Raw genomic sequence first — 15,924 nt, 5'->3', positions numbered from 1 at the left:
CCCGTCGCATCAGCCGGAACCCGGCCGTTACGGAGGCAGTGGGACGATCTTCCCGCCGGTCATGGTCGGCACCCGCGGGATACAGGTGTAGTCACCAGATGCGGCAGAACCCCGATCCGGCGTCCCAATTCGGGCCTGGCACTGTGACGCTCAGCCTCGTCGTAGGAAAGTAGAACTACAGCGCGCAGAATGCAATCGTTCCTCGAATGCGTCCCGAATCCAGGTGTTGCCGCCAACCCGAGGCGCCACTATCGACGCGGCCGTGTCCAGGGAGCTTCGATGCCGCTCATCTACAAGATCTGTCCGCGCGCGCTGTGGCGGGAGGCGGAGGCTGCAGGCCGGTTCGCCGGGGCGCCGGTCGACCGCGAGGACGGCTTCATCCACTTCTCCACGGCCGCCCAGGTGGCCGAGACGGCGGCGCGCCACTTCGCCGGGCAGGCCGACCTGCTGCTCGTCACCGTCGAGGCCAACGCCCTCGGGGACTGTCTTCGCTACGAGCCCTCCCGGGGCGGCGATCTGTTCCCGCACCTCTACGGTGTGCTGTCCCTCGACGCGGTCCGTTCGGTGATGGCGCTGCCGTTGGGCGCGGACGGCCGCCACGTCTTTCCGGCCGGTTTGGGTACGCCATGATCGACCGCGCCTTCCCCCTCGTCCGACCGTTGCTGCACCGGCTCGACGCCGAGCGCGCGCACGACCTGACCCTGCGGGCCCTCGCGGCGATGCCCCGTCGCGCGCCTCAGGTGGATGATCCGCACCTCGCCGTCGACGTGCTCGGCCGCCGCTTCCCCAACCCGGTCGGCCTCGCCGCCGGTTTCGACAAGGGCGCGCGCGTGCCGGACGCGCTGCTCGGCCTCGGCTTCGGTTTCGTCGAGGTGGGTGGCGTGGTGCCGCGCCCGCAGCCCGGCAACCCGCGGCCGCGGGTGTTCCGGCTGACCGCGGACCGGGCGGTGATCAACCGCTACGGCCTCAACAGCGAGGGTCTGGACGTCGTCGCCGCGCGGCTACGCGCCCGGGCCGGGCGGGCCGGGATCGTCGGCGTCAACATCGGCGCCAACAAGGAAGCCGTCGATCGCCTCGCCGACTACGCTGCCTGCACCCGGGCGCTGGCGCCGCTGGCGGATTTCGTGACCGTCAACGTCTCCTCCCCCAACACGCCGGGGCTGCGGGACCTGCAGGGCGAGGCGTTCCTGGACGAGTTGCTCGCCAGGACGGTTGAGGCCCGCGACGCGTCGGGCGCGGCGGCGGCGATCCTCCTGAAGATCGCACCCGACATGGCGCTGGATGCCCTCGATGCGATCTGCGCCACGGCACGCCGCCGCGGAGTCCAGGCGCTCGTCGTGTCCAACACCACCGTGGCACGGCCGGCGAGTCTGGTTGAGGGGACGCTTGCCCGGGAAACCGGTGGCCTGTCGGGGCGGCCACTCTTCGGGCCGGCGACCCGGATGCTGGCCCAGACCCGGCTGCGCGTCGGTGACGACCTCCCCCTGATCGGCGTCGGCGGCGTCGATTCGGCCGACGCCGCCTGGACCAAGATCCTCGCCGGAGCGAGCCTCGTGCAGCTCTACTCGGCGCTGGTCTACGAGGGTCCGGGGATCGTCGGCCGTATCAAGGCCGGGCTCCTGAAGCGCATGAGGGCGGAGGGGATCGCCACGCTTCGGCAGGCCGTCGGCCGAGAGGCGGCGGACCTCGCCCGCGGCGGCTGATCGGGCCTGAGCCGATCGCATCGGCCCGGCCGCGCGCCCAACGTCGACGGGGCTGTGTGCCCCTCCGGCGATCCTCCGGGTGTCAGTTTAGAAAGGCTTTGCGGAGCGGGCGCTTAGCCTGTGCGTCGTGCATGAGGGGCCTGCGCGCGCACGCCATTGTGAGGCGGTTGCGGAGACGCTTATCTCGCGGCTGCGAGAGCCTTCGCGTCATCATGTCCAGGACAATTCATGGCCCAGTCTGACGGGGCTTCAAAGCGCTCGTCCGCCGCCGGCGGTTGGGGTGCTCTGAAGAGTTGCGGCAAGCACCTGTTCGGCAGCCGCGCGCCGCTCACCGGCGCCCGCGCGCTGCTCAAGGCCAACCAGCCCGACGGGTTCGATTGCCCCGGTTGCGCCTGGGGCGACCCGGAGCACGGCTCATCCTTCGAGTTCTGCGAGAACGGCGTGAAGGCGGTCTCCTGGGAGGCGACCGACAAGCGCACGCCGCCGGCCTTCTTCGCGAAGCACACGCTGAGTGAGCTGCGGACCTGGAGCGACTACACCCTCGAGGGCCAGGGCCGCCTGACGCATCCGATGCGCTACGACGCGGCGAGCGACCGCTACCTGCCCGTGGGCTGGGACGAGGCCTTCGCGGAGATCGGCGCGACCCTGCGCGGGCTCGACCATCCCGACCAGGCGGAGTTCTACACGTCGGGACGCGCCTCCAACGAGGCGGCCTACCTCTACCAGCTCTTCGCCCGCGCCTACGGGACCAACAACTTCCCCGACTGCTCGAACATGTGCCACGAGGCCAGCGGCGTCGCGCTGATCGATGCGATCGGCATCGGCAAGGGCACGGTCCTGCTGGAGGATTTCGAGAAGGCGGACGCGATCTTCTGCGTCGGTCAAAATCCCGGGACCAACCATCCGCGCATGCTCGGAGACCTACGCCGGGCGGCCGAGCGCGGCGCTCAGGTCGTGGTGTTGAATCCGGTGCGCGAGCGTGGCCTGGAGCGGTTCGCCGATCCGCAGAACACCGTCGAGATGCTGCGTGGTTCGAGCCGGCCCATCGCCAGCCACTACCTGCAGCCGCGCTCGGGCGGCGACATGGCGGCCTTCCGCGGCATCGCCAAGATCGTCTTCGCCCGCGACACGGAGGCGCGCGCCGCTGGCCGTCCCTCCGTTCTCGACCGCGCGTTCCTAGAGCATCACACCGCCGGGCTCGAAGCCTATCGCGCGGCGGTCGAGGCGACGACCTGGGATGCGATCCTCGACCAGTCCGGCCTGACGATGGACGAGATCGCCGCCATGGCGGACGTCTATCTCGGGGCGCAGCGGGTCATCGCCACCTGGGCCATGGGCGTGACCCAGCACCGCCACTCCGTGGCGACGATCCGGGAGATTGCCAACCTCCTGTTCCTGCGCGGCCATATCGGCCGACCAGGTGCGGGACTCTGCCCGGTGCGCGGCCATTCCAACGTGCAGGGCGACCGGACGGTCGGCATCAACGAGCGCCCCGCCGCGTCCTTCCTGGACGCGCTGGAGCAGCATTTCGGCCTCGCGATGCCGCGCCGGCACGGTCACAACGTCCTGGCGGCGATCCGGGCCATGCGGGACGGGCAATCCAAGGCGTTCATCGGGCTCGGCGGCAACTTCCTGCGCGCGACGCCCGACACGGCGGTGGTCGCCCAAGCCCTGGCCTCCTGCCAGCTCACCGTGCATGTCGCCACCAAGCTCAACCACGCCCATCTCGTGCCCGGCGCGGTCGGTTACCTGCTGCCCTGCCTCGGCCGTACCGAGATCGACCGCAACGCCGACGGCAAGGTCCAGATCGTCACCGTCGAGGATTCGATGAGCATGGTCCACGGGTCGGGCGGCATCAACAAGCCGGCCTCGAAGGAGTTGCGCTCCGAGATCGCCATCATCGCCGGCATGGCGCGGGCGACCGTCGGCGGCTCGGCCATCGACTGGGCCGGATTCGCGGCCGATTACGACCGGATCCGCGAGGCGATCGCCGCTACGATCCCGGGCTTTACCGGCTACAATACGCGGGTGCGCAAGCCGCGCGGCTTCATGCTGCGCAACCTCGCCGCCGAGCGGGTGTTCGAGACCGCCACGGGGCTGGCCAACTTCTCCGCCGATGCCCTGCCGCACCAGACCGAGCACCAGATCGCGACGAGGTCCAAGGACACCTTCGTGCTGCAGACCTTCCGCAGCCACGACCAGTACAACACCACGATCTACGGCCTGGATGACCGCTACCGTGGCGTGTACGGCGAGCGCCGCGTGCTCTTCGCCCATCCGGACGACCTCGCGGAGATCCGGGGCAAGCTCGGCGAGCGGGTCGACATCGTCGGCACGCACGACGACGGCATCGTCCGGCGGGCGGAAGATTTCCGCCTCGTGCCCTTCGACATGCCGCGCGGCGCCCTGGCGGGATACTATCCCGAGCTGAACGTGCTCGTCCCACTCTCGACCTTCGGCGAGAAGAGCGACACGCCGACCTCCAAGTCGGTGCTGGTGACCCTGCAGGCGCGTGCGGCGGCGTGAGCGCGACGCCCGACGAAGCGTCGTTCATCGCCGCCCTCGACCGGGTCACGGCCGCCCGACCCGGCCTCGATCCGTTGGCGGCGGGCCTCCTGGCGGCACTGGACCTCGGCCTGCCGGGCGACAGCCGCGCCTTCGCCAGCACCTTCGGGGTGGAGCACGCGCTGGTGCTGCGCGCGCTGGCGGGGCTTGAGGAGACGGGGCACCTGGCGGTGACGGCGCGGGATCCGCGGACGCAGCGGACGCGGTTCGCGCCCGCCGGCTCAGGGAGGCCCGCGCCGTCGAACGTCGCGGAGTGATCCCGAGCCGCGCGATGCCGCAGCGCCCGGCGCTGCTGGATCCCGCCGCGCCGCGCGCGGAGCCGGCGGTGCAGATCGGGTCAGAAGCCCTTCGCCTTGATCGCCTCGGCCCAGGTTACCGCGCGCCGATTCACGCCGAGGTGCTGCCGCTCGTAGAGGCGACCCTCGAGCTTGATGGCGCCGCGCTTGGCGTATTCCGGGCGCTCGAAAGCCTCCAGCACCAGCTTCGCGCGTCGGACCTCTTCCTCGGTGGGTGCGAAGGACGAATTGGCCGGCTCCAGCTGCGTGGGGTGGATCAGCGTCTTGCCGTCGAAGCCGAGGTCGCGGGCCTGCCGGCATTCGTCGCGGCAGCCCTCCGTGTCGGCGATGTCGTTATAGACGCCGTCGAGGATCGCCAGGCCCTCGGCCCGGGCGGCGGCGAGCGCCATCATGATCCAGGGTAGCATCGGCACGCGGCCGGGTACGATCTTCGCCCAGGTATCCTTGGCGAGATCGTTGGTTCCCAGGACCAGACAGGTCAGGCGGTTGCGCGGGTCGCGCTTGGCGCGGGCGATCTCCTGGATGTTGAGGATCGAGGCCGGGGTCTCGATCATCGCCCAGATCGCGATCCCTTCGGGGGCGTCCAGGGATTCGAGCCGGTCGGCGATGCTCTCCAGCACGGCGGGGGACGACACCTTCGGCATCAGGATCGCGTCGGGCTTGGCCTGGATCGCCGCGTGCAGGTCGGCTTCGCCCCAGGGGGTCTGCGGAGCGTTGACGCGGATGATCAACTCGCGGCTGCCGTAGGCTCCGCTGGTGACCGCCGCGCAGACCTGGTCGCGCGCGATCTCCTTCTCCTCCGGCCCGACAGCGTCCTCCAGATCGAGGATGATGCTGTCGACCGGCAGAGTCTTGGCCTTGTCGAGGGCGCGCTGGTTGGATCCCGGCATGTAGAGCACGCTCCGGCGCAGGCGCAGGTCCATCGTCGTGGCCACGGACTTCTCCCTCATGCGGCCGCGCGCGGCCGATCGTCGTTGCGGTGCACCCTACCGCAGCCGGCCGCGCAAGCCACGTCTCCCCGCCAAGGTTCCTGAGAGTCCGGCGGGCATTTGACACGGTCCGTACTTGCACTTGGATTTGTCGCGATTTCGTCACGATCTCCGGCTTGAAGGCCGGTCAAATCAATTTGCTCATCTTGGATTGTTGGCATGCGCAAAGTCCTGGCCGCTCTCTTCTTGGTTGGTGTACTGGCGGTGCCGCAAGTTGCCGCAGCACAGAGTCGGACCACCCTGGGCGTCGGATCCGGAGCCGTTGCGGGCGCCCTCGTGGGGGGACCGATCGGCGCGGTGGCGGGAGCCGTGGTCGGCGGCTTCGTGGGCAATTCCTCCGAGCGAGGTCGCCGCCACGTCCGCCGCGGTCACCGGTACAGGCCGGTCGCTGTCCGGCGCTCCTACCCGCGGCGCGCGGACGCTGACATGCCGCGCTCCACCGGCACGGTGGTACGGGCGGCGCCGACGGCCACCGCGACGGGCTGGAAGGATCCCCGCTAGCCCGTCCGCAAAGCCGCGACGGTCGACGGGAAGGTACGGCGGACGAGGGCGGGAAAGGCGATGGCCTGGCCGAGGCCCCGGGCGCCGAGAAAGCCCACAAAGGCGATCCACAGGCCGGTGTTGCCGAGATCCAAGAGATGGACGAGCGCGAGCAGCGCTCCGTAGGCGGCCAGCGCACAGAGCATCAGGTCGCGCATCGGCCGCGTCCAAGTCGCACCGATGTAGATTCCGTCATACGCGAACGGGGCCGCGGCGGCGAGCGGCGCCAGGGCAGCGAGCGGCAGGTAGGTTCGCGCGGTCTCCCGGACGGGCCCATTCGTCGTGACGAAGTCGATGAAGCCCTGGCCTCCGGCGAGGGAGAGCAGGCCGACGCCGAGGCCGAAGCCCAGGCACCAGCGCAGGCTCAAGGCCGAGGTCGCCCGAAAGGCCTCGGCGTCCCGGGCGCCTACCGCCTGACCGCACAAGGTCTCAGCCGCCGTGGCGAAGCCGTCCAGAAAGAAGCCGCCGATCAGGAAGAGATTCCAGAGGACGGAATTGGCGGCCAGCACGACGTCGCCCTGCCGGGCGCCGAGGGCCGAGAACAGCACGATGCCGGTGATCAGCGCCAGCGTGCGCAGGATCACGTCGCCGTTGACGCTCAGGGTTCTGCGGATCGCAGCCGCATCGCGCACGTCGCGCAGGGGAACCCGGAAGGGGCGACATCCGAGGCGTGACAGCACGATCAGACCAAACACGAGACCGATTGCCTCGGCACAGAGCGTGGCGAGCGCCGCGCCGGCCAGTCCCAGGTCGAGGCCCAGGACGAGGACGAGCGTCAGGACGACGTTGGTCAGGTTGATCGCCACCTGCAGCAGCAAGCCGAGATCGGTTCGTCCGCGGCCCAGCACCGAGCCGAGGACGCCGTAACCCGCCAGAACGAACGGCGCCGACAGGATGCGGATGTGGAAATAGGTCGACAGGCCCGTGATCACGGCTTCGCTCGCCCCGCTGATCGCGAAGGCGGCCCGCGCGACCGGCCATTGCAGGACGATCAGGCCGAGCCCGATGCCGATGCCCGCCACCAGCGCCCGGACCAGGATGCGGTCGATCTCCACGCCGTTCCGGGCGCCGACCGCTTGGGCGGTCAACCCTGCCGTCGCCATGCGCAGGGCGCCGAAGGACCAGAAGATCGCATCGAAGATCACGGCACCCAGCGCGATCGCGCCGAGCAACGCCGCGTCGCCGAGCCGGCCGATCACCGCCGCGCCGACGAAGCCGAGCATCGGCGTCGTGACGTTGGCGAGCGTCATCGGCAGCGCCAGGGCCAGCACGCGGCGATGCGTGGGTTTCGCCGGACCCGCGGCCCGCATCCTCAGCGGACGCTAGCCCAGCGCGGAGGCGCCACCCGTCACCGGGACACGGCCACGAGCCGCGCGATCAGCCACAGCGGGACGACCACGATCGCCCCGGCGACGATCCAGCCGCCGAAATCATGCAGGGAGGCCAGTCCGACGTCGATGAGGGCACGCGCTGAATCGTAGACGTGCCAGAACAGGCGCCCGGGCGTCATCCCGAGCATCGCCATGAAGGCGCCGACCAGAACCGACAGGAACAGCAGGCGCAGGAACACGCCCGTCGGGGAGCCGCCGAGGAAGCGCCGCAGCGCCGAATCGCGCGGGCGGTAAGCCCCTGCGCCGTAGGTGCCGTCCGGCGGTGCGCCGTGCAGGCGCCTGTCGTGATCGACGAGCATCGCGTCCTCTGGAAATCTCACGGCCCCGGATCGGCGACGAAGCGGGCGGAACCGTGGCCGGCGCACCACACCGCGACGAAACCCGAGCGCCGATCAAGCGTTGGCGGGTTTCTCCCGCGAACCCGAGATGGCAAGCGGCGGCGGTCTCGCCAAGATGCGCGGGACCGGCGATGGGTTAAGCGTCGCGCGAAACTTCCTTTGCGCAATCGTCGCCGATGGGAGACCTCTCGGTTAGCCGGGAGTTTCGTGAGAGGCTTCAGAGTGCCGACGGGACCAAACCCACGATGATCGACCACGCCCTGTTCGACCCGGCGACGATCGATCCCGAGACGCTGCGTCTCAACGCCGAGATCGTCGCGGCGCATGCCGCTCTGCCCGATCCATGGTCGCTGCCGATCGCCGAGGTGCGCGCGCGCCGCCGCGCCGGCACCAAGGCCGCGCCCGCGATGCCGCACAGCAACCGGGCCGAGTGGCTGACGATCGACGGTCCCGACGGTCCGCTCAGGCTCCGGGTGATCCGGCCGAAGCCCGGCACCAAGGTACGCGGCGCCTACCTCCATATTCACCGCGGCGGGTGGGTCTGGGGCTCGGCCGACGAGCAGGATCCCTGGCTGGAGCGGATCTCCGATGCGTGCGGCTTCGTCGCCCTCTCGGTCGATTACCGGCTCGCCCCCGAGAATCCCTACCCGGCGGCCCTCCACGATTGCGAGGCGGCTGCCCTGTGGCTCGCAGGCCCCGGCAAGGCCGAGCTCGGCATCCACGCGCTGACCATCGGCGGCGAGTCCGTGGGCGCGCAGCTCGCCGTGATGGTGCTGCTGCGGCTGCGCGACAAGCACAACCTGCCGCGGGCGTTCCGGGGGGCCAATCTCAACGCGGGCTTCTTCGATCTGGGCCTGACCCCGTCCGTCCGGAACTGGGGCGAGGAACGGCTCGTCGTGAACACCCGCGACCTGACCAAGTTCGCCGACGGCTACGTCCGCGAGGGCATCGACCGGCGCCGGCCGGACGTGTCGCCGATCTACGCGGACCTGAAGGGCCTGCCGCCGGCCCTGTTCACCATCGGAACGGCCGATCCCCTCCTCGACGACACGCTGTACATGTCGGCACGGTGGGCCGCCGCGGGCAACGGTGGCCACACGGCGATCTATCCCGGCGGCTGCCACGTCTTCGCCCGCTACCCGAGCCCCATGAGCGAGCGCGCGCTGGAGTTGATCGACCGCTTCCTCATGGCGCTCGCCTGAGCGATCCGGCCGAGATCCTGCCGGAGCGTTTCCGGGCCTGGTTCGCCGCACGCGGCTGGGCACCCCGGTCGCACCAGCTCGACCTGCTGCGGATCGCCGGTGCCGGCCGGTCGGCCCTTCTGGTGGCTCCGACCGGGGCCGGGAAGACGCTGGCGGGTTTCCTGCCGAGCCTCGTCGCGCTCTCCGAGCGCGGTCCGCAGGGTCTGAGGCCGAAGGGCCTGCACACCCTCTACGTCTCGCCCTTGAAGGCGCTGGCGGTCGACATCGCCCGCAACCTCGACGCGCCCATCGCCGAGATGGAGCTGCCGGTCCGCGTCGAGACCCGCACCGGCGACACGCCCGCGCACAAGCGCACCCGCCAGATCAGCCGGCCGCCCGACATCCTGCTGACCACGCCCGAGCAGCTGGCGCTGCTGATCGCCCATCGCGAAGCCGCGGCGTTCTTCGCGGGTCTGCGCTGCGTGGTCCTGGACGAACTGCATGCGCTGGTCACCTCGAAGCGCGGCGACCTGCTGGCGCTCGCCCTGGCGCGTCTGCACCGGCTCAGCCCAGGACTCGCCGCGATCGGGCTCTCCGCGACGGTGCGCCAGCCGGATGAGCTGCGGAAGTATCTGGTGCCCCAAGGACCGCTTCCCCCTCCCCCCTCCGCGGCGGAAGGCACCCTGCAGGGCGGGGAGACGGAGGGGGCCCGCGACGATGAGCCGTCCGAGCGCGGTCGCGAAGCCCCCCGTCGCGCCGCACCTCGCGCCCGCTCCGGCCTGACGGACGGACCACCCTCCCCCGCAGCGGATGGCGGGATCGCGGCGCCCATGGCCGACCTCGTCACCGTGGCCGGCGGCGCGAAGGCGGATCTGCGCATGCTCGACCTCGGCCGGGCCCTGCCGATCTCGGGGCACACCGCCTGGCACTCGATGCCGGCCATCTACGACCTGATCCGGGCGCACCGGACGACGCTGGTCTTCGTGAACACCCGCCTGCAGGCCGAGTACACCTTCCAGGAGTTGTGGCGGCTCAACGAGGACGCCCTGCCGATCGCCATCCACCACGGGTCGCTGGACGTGCAGCAGCGCCGTCGGGTCGAGGCCGCCATGGCGGCGGGCCAGTTGCGGGCGATCGTCTGCACCGCCACCCTCGACCTCGGCATCGACTGGGGCGACGTCGACCTCGTGGTCAATGTCGGGGCACCGAAGGGCGCCAGCCGGATCATGCAGCGGATCGGCCGGGCCAACCACCGCATGGACGAGCCCTCCAAAGCCTACCTTGTCCCCGGCAACCGGTTCGAGATGCTGGAATGCCAAGCGGCCCTCGACGCCGTCGAGGCGGCGGCGCAGGACACGCCGGACGCGCGGCTCGGTGCCCTCGACGTCCTCGCCCAGCACGTCCTCGGGATGGCCTGCGCCGACGCCTTCGACCCGCTCGATCTCTACGACGAGATCGTCTCGGCGGTACCCTATGCCGGCCTCACTTGGGAATCGTTCGAGCAGGTGGTCGATTACGTCGCCACCGGCGGCTACGCGCTGCGCGCCTATGAACGCTTCGCCAAGATCCTGCGCGGTCCCGACGGGCTCTGGCGCGTGCGCGATGCCCGCACCGCGCAGGCCTATCGGATGAATGTCGGCACCATCGTCGAGGCGGCGCGGGTCCGGGTCCGCCTGGGCCGTTCCCTCCGCGGAAAGCCCGGCACCGTCCTGCCGAAGACCGGCCGGGTGCTCGGCGAGATCGAGGACGAGTTCGCCGAGACGCTCACCGTGGGCGACACCTTCCTGTTCGCCGGCGAAACCCTGCGGTTCGAGGGGCTGGCCGAGGACGAGTGCCTCGTCACGCGCGCGCCGCCCGGCACCGACCCGGCGATCCCCTCCTATGCCGGCGCCAAATTCCCGCTCTCGACCTTCCTGGCCGAGCGGGTCCGCGCGCTCATAGCCGATCCCTTTGCCTGGGACCGGCTTCCGCGGCAGATCGGCGAGTATCTGCTCCAGCAGCGCCGCCGCTCGGTCCTGCCGGGCGAGCGCGACCTCCTGGTCGAGACGTTCCCGCGCGGCAAGCGCCACTACCTGACCGCCTTCCCGTTCGAGGGCCGCCTCGCCCACCAGACGCTCGGCATGCTGCTCACGCGCCGGCTGGAGCGCGACGGCCTGCGGCCGCTCGGTTTCGCCGCCAACGATTACGGCATCGCGATCTGGACGACCCGCGACGTCTCCGAGCGCGCCGCCCGCGATCCGGATTTTATCGGCGACCTGTTCGCGGTCGACATGCTGGGCGACGACTTGGAGGCGTGGCTCGACGAATCGGCCATGATGAAGCGCACCTTCCGCCAATGCGCGGTGATCGCCGGGCTGATCGAGCGTCATCATCCGGGCCTCAAGAAGTCCGGGCGACAGGTCACGATCTCCACGGACCTGATCTACGACGTCCTGCGCAAGCACCAGCCGGACCACCTCCTGCTCCGGGCGGCGCGGCAGGATGCGGCAACCGGACTCCTCGACGTGAGGCGCCTCGGCATGATGCTAGAGCGCATCCAAGGGCGAATCATCCACAGGTCTCTCGACCGGGTCTCGCCGCTCTCCGTGTCCGTGATGCTCGAGATCGGGCGCGAGCGGGTCTACGGCGAGGGCGCCGACGAGATCCTGGCCGAGGCCGAGGCGGAGCTTCTCCAAGAGGCTCTGTCCTGACCGCCGATCCGCCCTGCCCCGACGACACCGAGGATGCGATCTTGGCGGCCGGCCTGAGACTCGAGAAGACCCACAAGCACCCCACCCTGCTGCTGGCGGGCGAGACCCTGGTGCTCGACCTCTGCGGCGGCCTGTGGCTGCCGGAGCATCGGACGCTGATCGTCTCCGATCTTCACCTTGAGAAGGGCTCGTCCTACGCGGCCCGCTCCGGCCAGTTCCTGCCGCCTTACGACACCCGCGAGACGCTGGCGTGCCTGCACGAGGCGGTGGTGCGGCACGATCCCGCCCGCGTCGTTGCGTTGGGCGATTCCTTCCACGATGCCCGCGGGCCCGAGCGCATGGAGCCGGGCGATCGGGCGATGGTGGCGGCGCTGCAGGATGGCCGGGACTGGGTCTGGATCGCCGGAAACCACGACGCCGCCGTGCGCGAGGGCGTCGGCGGCCGGTACGCGGAGGCGCTGACGGTCGGCGGCTTGATCCTGCGCCACGAGCCGAGCCCGCAACCCGTACCCGGCGAGATCGCCGGTCATCTCCATCCCTGCGGCAAGGTCGCGATGCGCGGCCGGGCGGTCCGCCGCCGCTGCTTCGTCACGGACGGCAGCCGCCTGGTGATGCCGGCCTTCGGCGCCTATGCGGGTGGGCTCAATGTTCGCGACAAGGCCATCGAGAGCCTGTTCCCGAACGGCTTCACCGCCCACCTCCTGGGCGACGGGCGGGTCTTCGCTATCGGGAAGGCGCAGCTCGCCCGGGACTGAGCGCCTCCGGCTTCACGCCTTCCCGCCGGCCCGCACCCCGTCGGGACGCGGCGCGTCCCGCTGCGGCGGCCGAAGCCGGATCAGGCCGTCTTCATGAACCGGGTCACGCTGTCCGACAGGCTCGCCGAATGGCCCGCGAGGCTCTCGGCGATGCCCTGGACCGACTGGGCGAGCTGACCCGTCGCGTTGGCGGCCTCGGACACGCCCCCGATGTTGCCCGCCATCTCGTGGGTCGAGACCGCCTGCTCCTCGACGGCGCTGGCCATGGCCAGGGTGAGCTTCGACAGCTCGCCCACCGCGGCCGTGATCATCTCGATGGCGCCGACGGCCTCGCCCGTGGCGTTCTGAATCGCCGAGACCTGCTGGGTGATCTCGCCCGTGGCCTTGGCGGTCTGCTCGGCCAGCGCCTTCACTTCGCTCGCCACCACCGCGAAGCCCCGCCCCGCCGTGCCGGCGCGCGCCGCCTCGATGGTCGCGTTGAGCGCCAGCAGGTTGGTCTGGTCGGCGATCGACTTGATCATGCCGACGACGGTGTCGACCTTGCGGGCGTTCTCGGCGAGCTGCCGCATCGTCGCGTCCGTCGTCTCGGCTTGGACGGCGATCTGTTGCGCCCGCTCCGAAACCCGGCCGACCTGGCCGGAAATCTCCTGGATCGCGCCGTTCATCTGCTCCGAGTTCGCCGCCACCGACGACGCCTTGCTGCGGGCGGACTCGGCCGACTGCATCAGCCCCTCGGCCGAGCTCTGCATCTCGTGGATCGCGGATCCGACCGCGTCCACGACGCGCTTCACGTCGATCTCCATGTTCACCTGCGCGGTGACCACTGCCCAGGTCAGCATCGGGCCCAGGTAGCGGCCCTGCTCGTCGTTCACCGCCGTGACCTGCAGGTTCAGCGTCTCCGGCCCGACCTTGATCTTGGTGGTGTGCGGTAGCCGGCTGGCATCCGCCAGCATGGTCCGCTGGTGATGCGGATTTTTATGGAAGACGTCGAACGAGCTGCCGAGCATGTCGTCGACCTTGATCGGCAGGTGCTGCTCGATCGTGGCCAGAGTCCTGCGCGACGTGGCGTTGAGGTAGTCGATCTTGAAATTGTCCGTCATGTCGGCCGTCATCACAGCCACCGGCACATTGTCGATCATCGTCAGGAGGCGGGTGATTTCCTTCTTCTTCGCCGAAATGTCGGTGGCGAACTTGACGACCTTCACCGGTCGGCCCTTCGCGTCAAGGATCGGGTTGTAGGTCGCCTCCAGCCAGACGCCTGCCCCCGCTTTGTCGAGGCGGAGGAACTCGCCCGTCACGTATTGACCGGCCTTCAGCTTGTCCCAAAAAGCCGTATATTCCACAGTCTTGGCATAGGCGCCCTCGACAAATATGCGGTGATGGTTCCCGGTCACCTCATCAAGTGTGTATTTCATCACCTTGAGAAAGTTTTGGTTCGCGTGCAGGACGCGGCCGTCGAGATCGAACTCGATGATCGCCAAGGATCGGTCGAGCGCCTCGATCTTGGCCTGCGCTTCACTGTACGTTGCCCGCTTGAACATGATCACGATCGCTCCTTCTCGATCTCCTATAGCTTCCGCGTCGTTAATGGCGTGCTAATCGGAATTCAAGGGAGACTAGAAATCGAACGAGTTCTTCCGAGCGGATCGATCGAAGGCGGTCGATGTCTCGGAATGCGATGTCGTGATGCTAAAATCAGAGATCAGATATTTGTAATTGCCAAATGAATATCAGAACCAGCCACGAATACGGAAGTAGATCACCGGAGCGATGGCGCTGATGAGGATCAGGCCGAGCGCGTAGGGGTAGCCGTAGGTCCACTCCAGTTCCGGCATGTGCTTGAAGTTCATGCCGTACATGGAAGCGATCAGCGTGGGCGGGACGCCCACCACCGAGACCACCGTCAGCACCCGGAAGACGTTGTTCTGCTCGATGTTGATCAGGCCCAGCGCCGCGTCGAGGAGGAACTGCACGTTCTCGGCGAGCCGCGTTTCGAACTCGTCGAGGGACTCGATGTCCCTGCGGATCGTGTCGAACCGCCCGTCCTCCGGCAGGCCGAGCCCTTCGCAGGCGGCCGACACGAACGGTACGATCCGCTCCAGCCCCAGCAGGCTCGCGCGGATCTTGCCCAGCCCCTTGCCGCGATTGCTGATGCCGCGCAGGATTCGCCGTAGGGCGAGGTCGCGGCGCCGCGGCGGCGGACTCTCCAGCCTGCGCCGGTCGGCGCCGCGCACGTCGAAGTCGAAGATCCGTGTCGAAAGCGAATCGAGGTCGGAGGCCATGTCCTCGAGGGCGTCCGCAAGACTGTCGACCAGCTCCTCCAAGACCACGAGGAAAATCTCGCTCGGGGTCGTGCTCCCGTCGCCGTCTGAGATCCGCTTCGTGGAGGAGTCGAAGGCCCGCAGATCGTGGAAACGGATCGTGACGAGATGGTCCTTGGTCAGCAGGAAACCCAATGGCTTCAACTGAGACGCGCTCTGCTCGAAGGTGATCATCGGCGTCGACAACGAGAGCCCGCCCTTCACCCGGCGGAGCCGGCTCGACGTCTCGACCTCCGACAGGGCCTCCCGCGACGGGACCCGCAGACCGGTCGCCTGCTCGACGATGGCCGCCTCCTCGGGCGTCGGGTCGTTCAGGTCCAACCACACCGCCTGGGGCGCGATCGGGCGGCCGGGTTCCAGCGCCACCGCGCCGTCGGGTCCGTGCAGGCTCAGCATGGGAGCACGATGTCCGTGAGGGAGAATTTTGGCCGCCGCCGCGTCATCGCGCCGTCGTGCGGGGGTGCGACAGCCTTGACTCGGAACCGCAGCGAGCCTATCTCGCCGCCGTCTTTGGCACTCGCCGAGACAGAGTGCTAACAGTCGAGTTCGCGAGCGGTCCCGCCGGCCGCATCAACGCCAACTCCAGACCTGAAGCAAGAGGGCTGCTCATGAAGTTCCGTCCGCTGCACGACCGCGTGGTCGTCCGTCGCATCGAGAGCGAGGAGAAGACCAAGGGCGGCATCATCATTCCGGATACCGCCAAGGAGAAGCCGCAAGAGGGCGAGATCGTCGCCGTCGGTCCCGGCGCCCGTGACGAGCAGGGTCGCGTCAACCCGCTCGACGTCAAGGCCGGCGACCGCGTCCTGTTCGGCAAGTGGTCCGGCACCGAGGTCAAGATCGACGGTCAGGACCTCCTGATCATGAAGGAATCCGACATCATGGGCGTCGTCGCCCTCTGATCGGAACGCTCGTCCTGCCCTTTGAGGCCGTCCCGGCCTTGGGGTTTCAACACTAGTTAAGAGGCACACAATGGCAGCGAAAGACGTTCGTTTCTCCGCCGACGCCCGCGATAAGATGCTGCGCGGCGTCGACATCCTCGCCGACGCGGTGAAGGTGACGCTCGGTCCGAAGGGCCGCAACGTCGTGATCGAGAAGAGCTTCGGCGCCCCGCGCATCACCAAGGACGGTGTGACGGTCGCCAAGGAGATCGAACTC

The 15,924-nt window shown here is 69.3% G+C and carries 15 protein-coding genes; 10 read left to right on the top strand and 5 right to left on the bottom strand.

Going from position 1 to position 15,924, the window contains the following annotated elements; genetic code table 11:
• Positions 1-279: 279 nt before the first annotated feature.
• From MFF58_RS20650 to MFF58_RS20635, 4 genes are all read left to right on the top strand, one after another.
• Positions 280-630, top strand: coding sequence for a DUF952 domain-containing protein (locus MFF58_RS20650; protein ID WP_238290784.1), 351 nt, complete (start codon positions 280-282; stop codon positions 628-630).
• A complete protein-coding gene (locus MFF58_RS20645; protein ID WP_238290783.1) occupies positions 627-1,703 on the top strand; it encodes a quinone-dependent dihydroorotate dehydrogenase in 1,077 nt (358 codons plus the stop codon). Before MFF58_RS20650 ends, MFF58_RS20645 begins: the two co-directional genes overlap by 4 nt.
• A 228-nt stretch (positions 1,704-1,931) precedes the next feature.
• On the top strand, positions 1,932-4,229 hold the full coding sequence (locus MFF58_RS20640; protein WP_238290782.1) for an FdhF/YdeP family oxidoreductase: 2,298 nt from the start codon (positions 1,932-1,934) through the stop codon (positions 4,227-4,229).
• Positions 4,226-4,525, top strand: coding sequence for a hypothetical protein (locus MFF58_RS20635; RefSeq protein WP_238290780.1), 300 nt, complete (start codon positions 4,226-4,228; stop codon positions 4,523-4,525). The genes MFF58_RS20640 and MFF58_RS20635 overlap by 4 nt, the downstream gene beginning before the upstream one ends.
• Before the next feature lie 80 nt (positions 4,526-4,605).
• On the opposite strand, the gene MFF58_RS20630 is transcribed toward MFF58_RS20635, so the two are convergent.
• Complete coding sequence (locus MFF58_RS20630) at positions 4,606-5,514, bottom strand: HpcH/HpaI aldolase/citrate lyase family protein (RefSeq protein WP_238290777.1); 909 nt, start codon at positions 5,512-5,514, stop codon at positions 4,606-4,608.
• A gap of 198 nt (positions 5,515-5,712) precedes the next feature.
• Here MFF58_RS20630 and MFF58_RS20625 point away from each other — a divergent pair, with 198 nt between their 5' ends.
• Positions 5,713-6,054: a hypothetical protein gene (locus MFF58_RS20625; RefSeq protein ID WP_238290775.1), complete on the top strand. Its 342-nt coding sequence runs from the start codon at positions 5,713-5,715 to the stop codon at positions 6,052-6,054.
• Here the strand turns inward: MFF58_RS20625 and MFF58_RS20620 are convergent.
• Together MFF58_RS20620 and MFF58_RS20615 are read right to left on the bottom strand one after the other, a co-directional pair.
• Positions 6,051-7,403 carry an MATE family efflux transporter gene (locus MFF58_RS20620; protein WP_238290773.1) on the bottom strand — a complete coding sequence of 451 codons (1,353 nt, stop codon included), beginning with the start codon at positions 7,401-7,403 and terminating at the stop codon, positions 6,051-6,053. The genes MFF58_RS20625 and MFF58_RS20620 overlap by 4 nt on opposite strands.
• Positions 7,404-7,441: 38 nt before the next feature.
• Positions 7,442-7,783 (bottom strand): DUF6460 domain-containing protein, encoded by a 342-nt coding sequence (locus MFF58_RS20615; RefSeq protein ID WP_238290771.1) that lies wholly within the window; start codon positions 7,781-7,783, stop codon positions 7,442-7,444.
• A 284-nt stretch (positions 7,784-8,067) separates the two neighbouring features.
• Here MFF58_RS20615 and MFF58_RS20610 point away from each other — a divergent pair, with 284 nt between their 5' ends.
• From MFF58_RS20610 to pdeM, 3 genes are read left to right on the top strand one after another with little or no spacing between them, the layout of a single operon-like run.
• Positions 8,068-9,024 carry an alpha/beta hydrolase gene (locus tag MFF58_RS20610; RefSeq protein WP_238290769.1) on the top strand — a complete coding sequence of 319 codons (957 nt, stop codon included), beginning with the start codon at positions 8,068-8,070 and terminating at the stop codon, positions 9,022-9,024.
• Positions 9,021-11,693 carry a ligase-associated DNA damage response DEXH box helicase gene (locus MFF58_RS20605; RefSeq protein WP_238290853.1) on the top strand — a complete coding sequence of 891 codons (2,673 nt, stop codon included), beginning with the start codon at positions 9,021-9,023 and terminating at the stop codon, positions 11,691-11,693. Before MFF58_RS20610 ends, MFF58_RS20605 begins: the two co-directional genes overlap by 4 nt.
• 41 nt (positions 11,694-11,734) lie before the next feature.
• The gene (gene pdeM / locus MFF58_RS20600; protein WP_238290768.1) at positions 11,735-12,448 is read left to right on the top strand and encodes a ligase-associated DNA damage response endonuclease PdeM; all 714 of its coding nucleotides are present in this window, start codon (positions 11,735-11,737) and stop codon (positions 12,446-12,448) included.
• 80 nt (positions 12,449-12,528) lie between these two features.
• Here the strand turns inward: pdeM and MFF58_RS20595 are convergent, their stop codons facing one another.
• Complete coding sequence (locus MFF58_RS20595) at positions 12,529-13,989, bottom strand: methyl-accepting chemotaxis protein (RefSeq protein WP_238290851.1); 1,461 nt, start codon at positions 13,987-13,989, stop codon at positions 12,529-12,531.
• Positions 13,990-14,178: 189 nt separating this feature from the next.
• A complete protein-coding gene (locus MFF58_RS20590; protein WP_238290767.1) occupies positions 14,179-15,165 on the bottom strand; it encodes a CorA family divalent cation transporter in 987 nt (328 codons plus the stop codon).
• A gap of 212 nt (positions 15,166-15,377) precedes the next feature.
• Between MFF58_RS20590 and groES the strand changes: the two genes are divergently transcribed.
• Positions 15,378-15,668 carry a co-chaperone GroES gene (gene groES, locus MFF58_RS20585; RefSeq protein WP_238290766.1) on the top strand — a complete coding sequence of 97 codons (291 nt, stop codon included), beginning with the start codon at positions 15,378-15,380 and terminating at the stop codon, positions 15,666-15,668.
• 70 nt (positions 15,669-15,738) lie between these two features.
• Positions 15,739-15,924, top strand: a 186-nt coding sequence (locus MFF58_RS20580; RefSeq protein WP_283206456.1) for a TCP-1/cpn60 chaperonin family protein, incomplete at its 3' end; no start/stop codon positions are given.

The organism is Methylobacterium longum (assembly GCF_022179385.1).
GTDB classification, from domain to species: domain Bacteria; phylum Pseudomonadota; class Alphaproteobacteria; order Rhizobiales; family Beijerinckiaceae; genus Methylobacterium; species Methylobacterium longum.
This window is presented reverse-complemented; position numbering and strand designations above follow the sequence as displayed.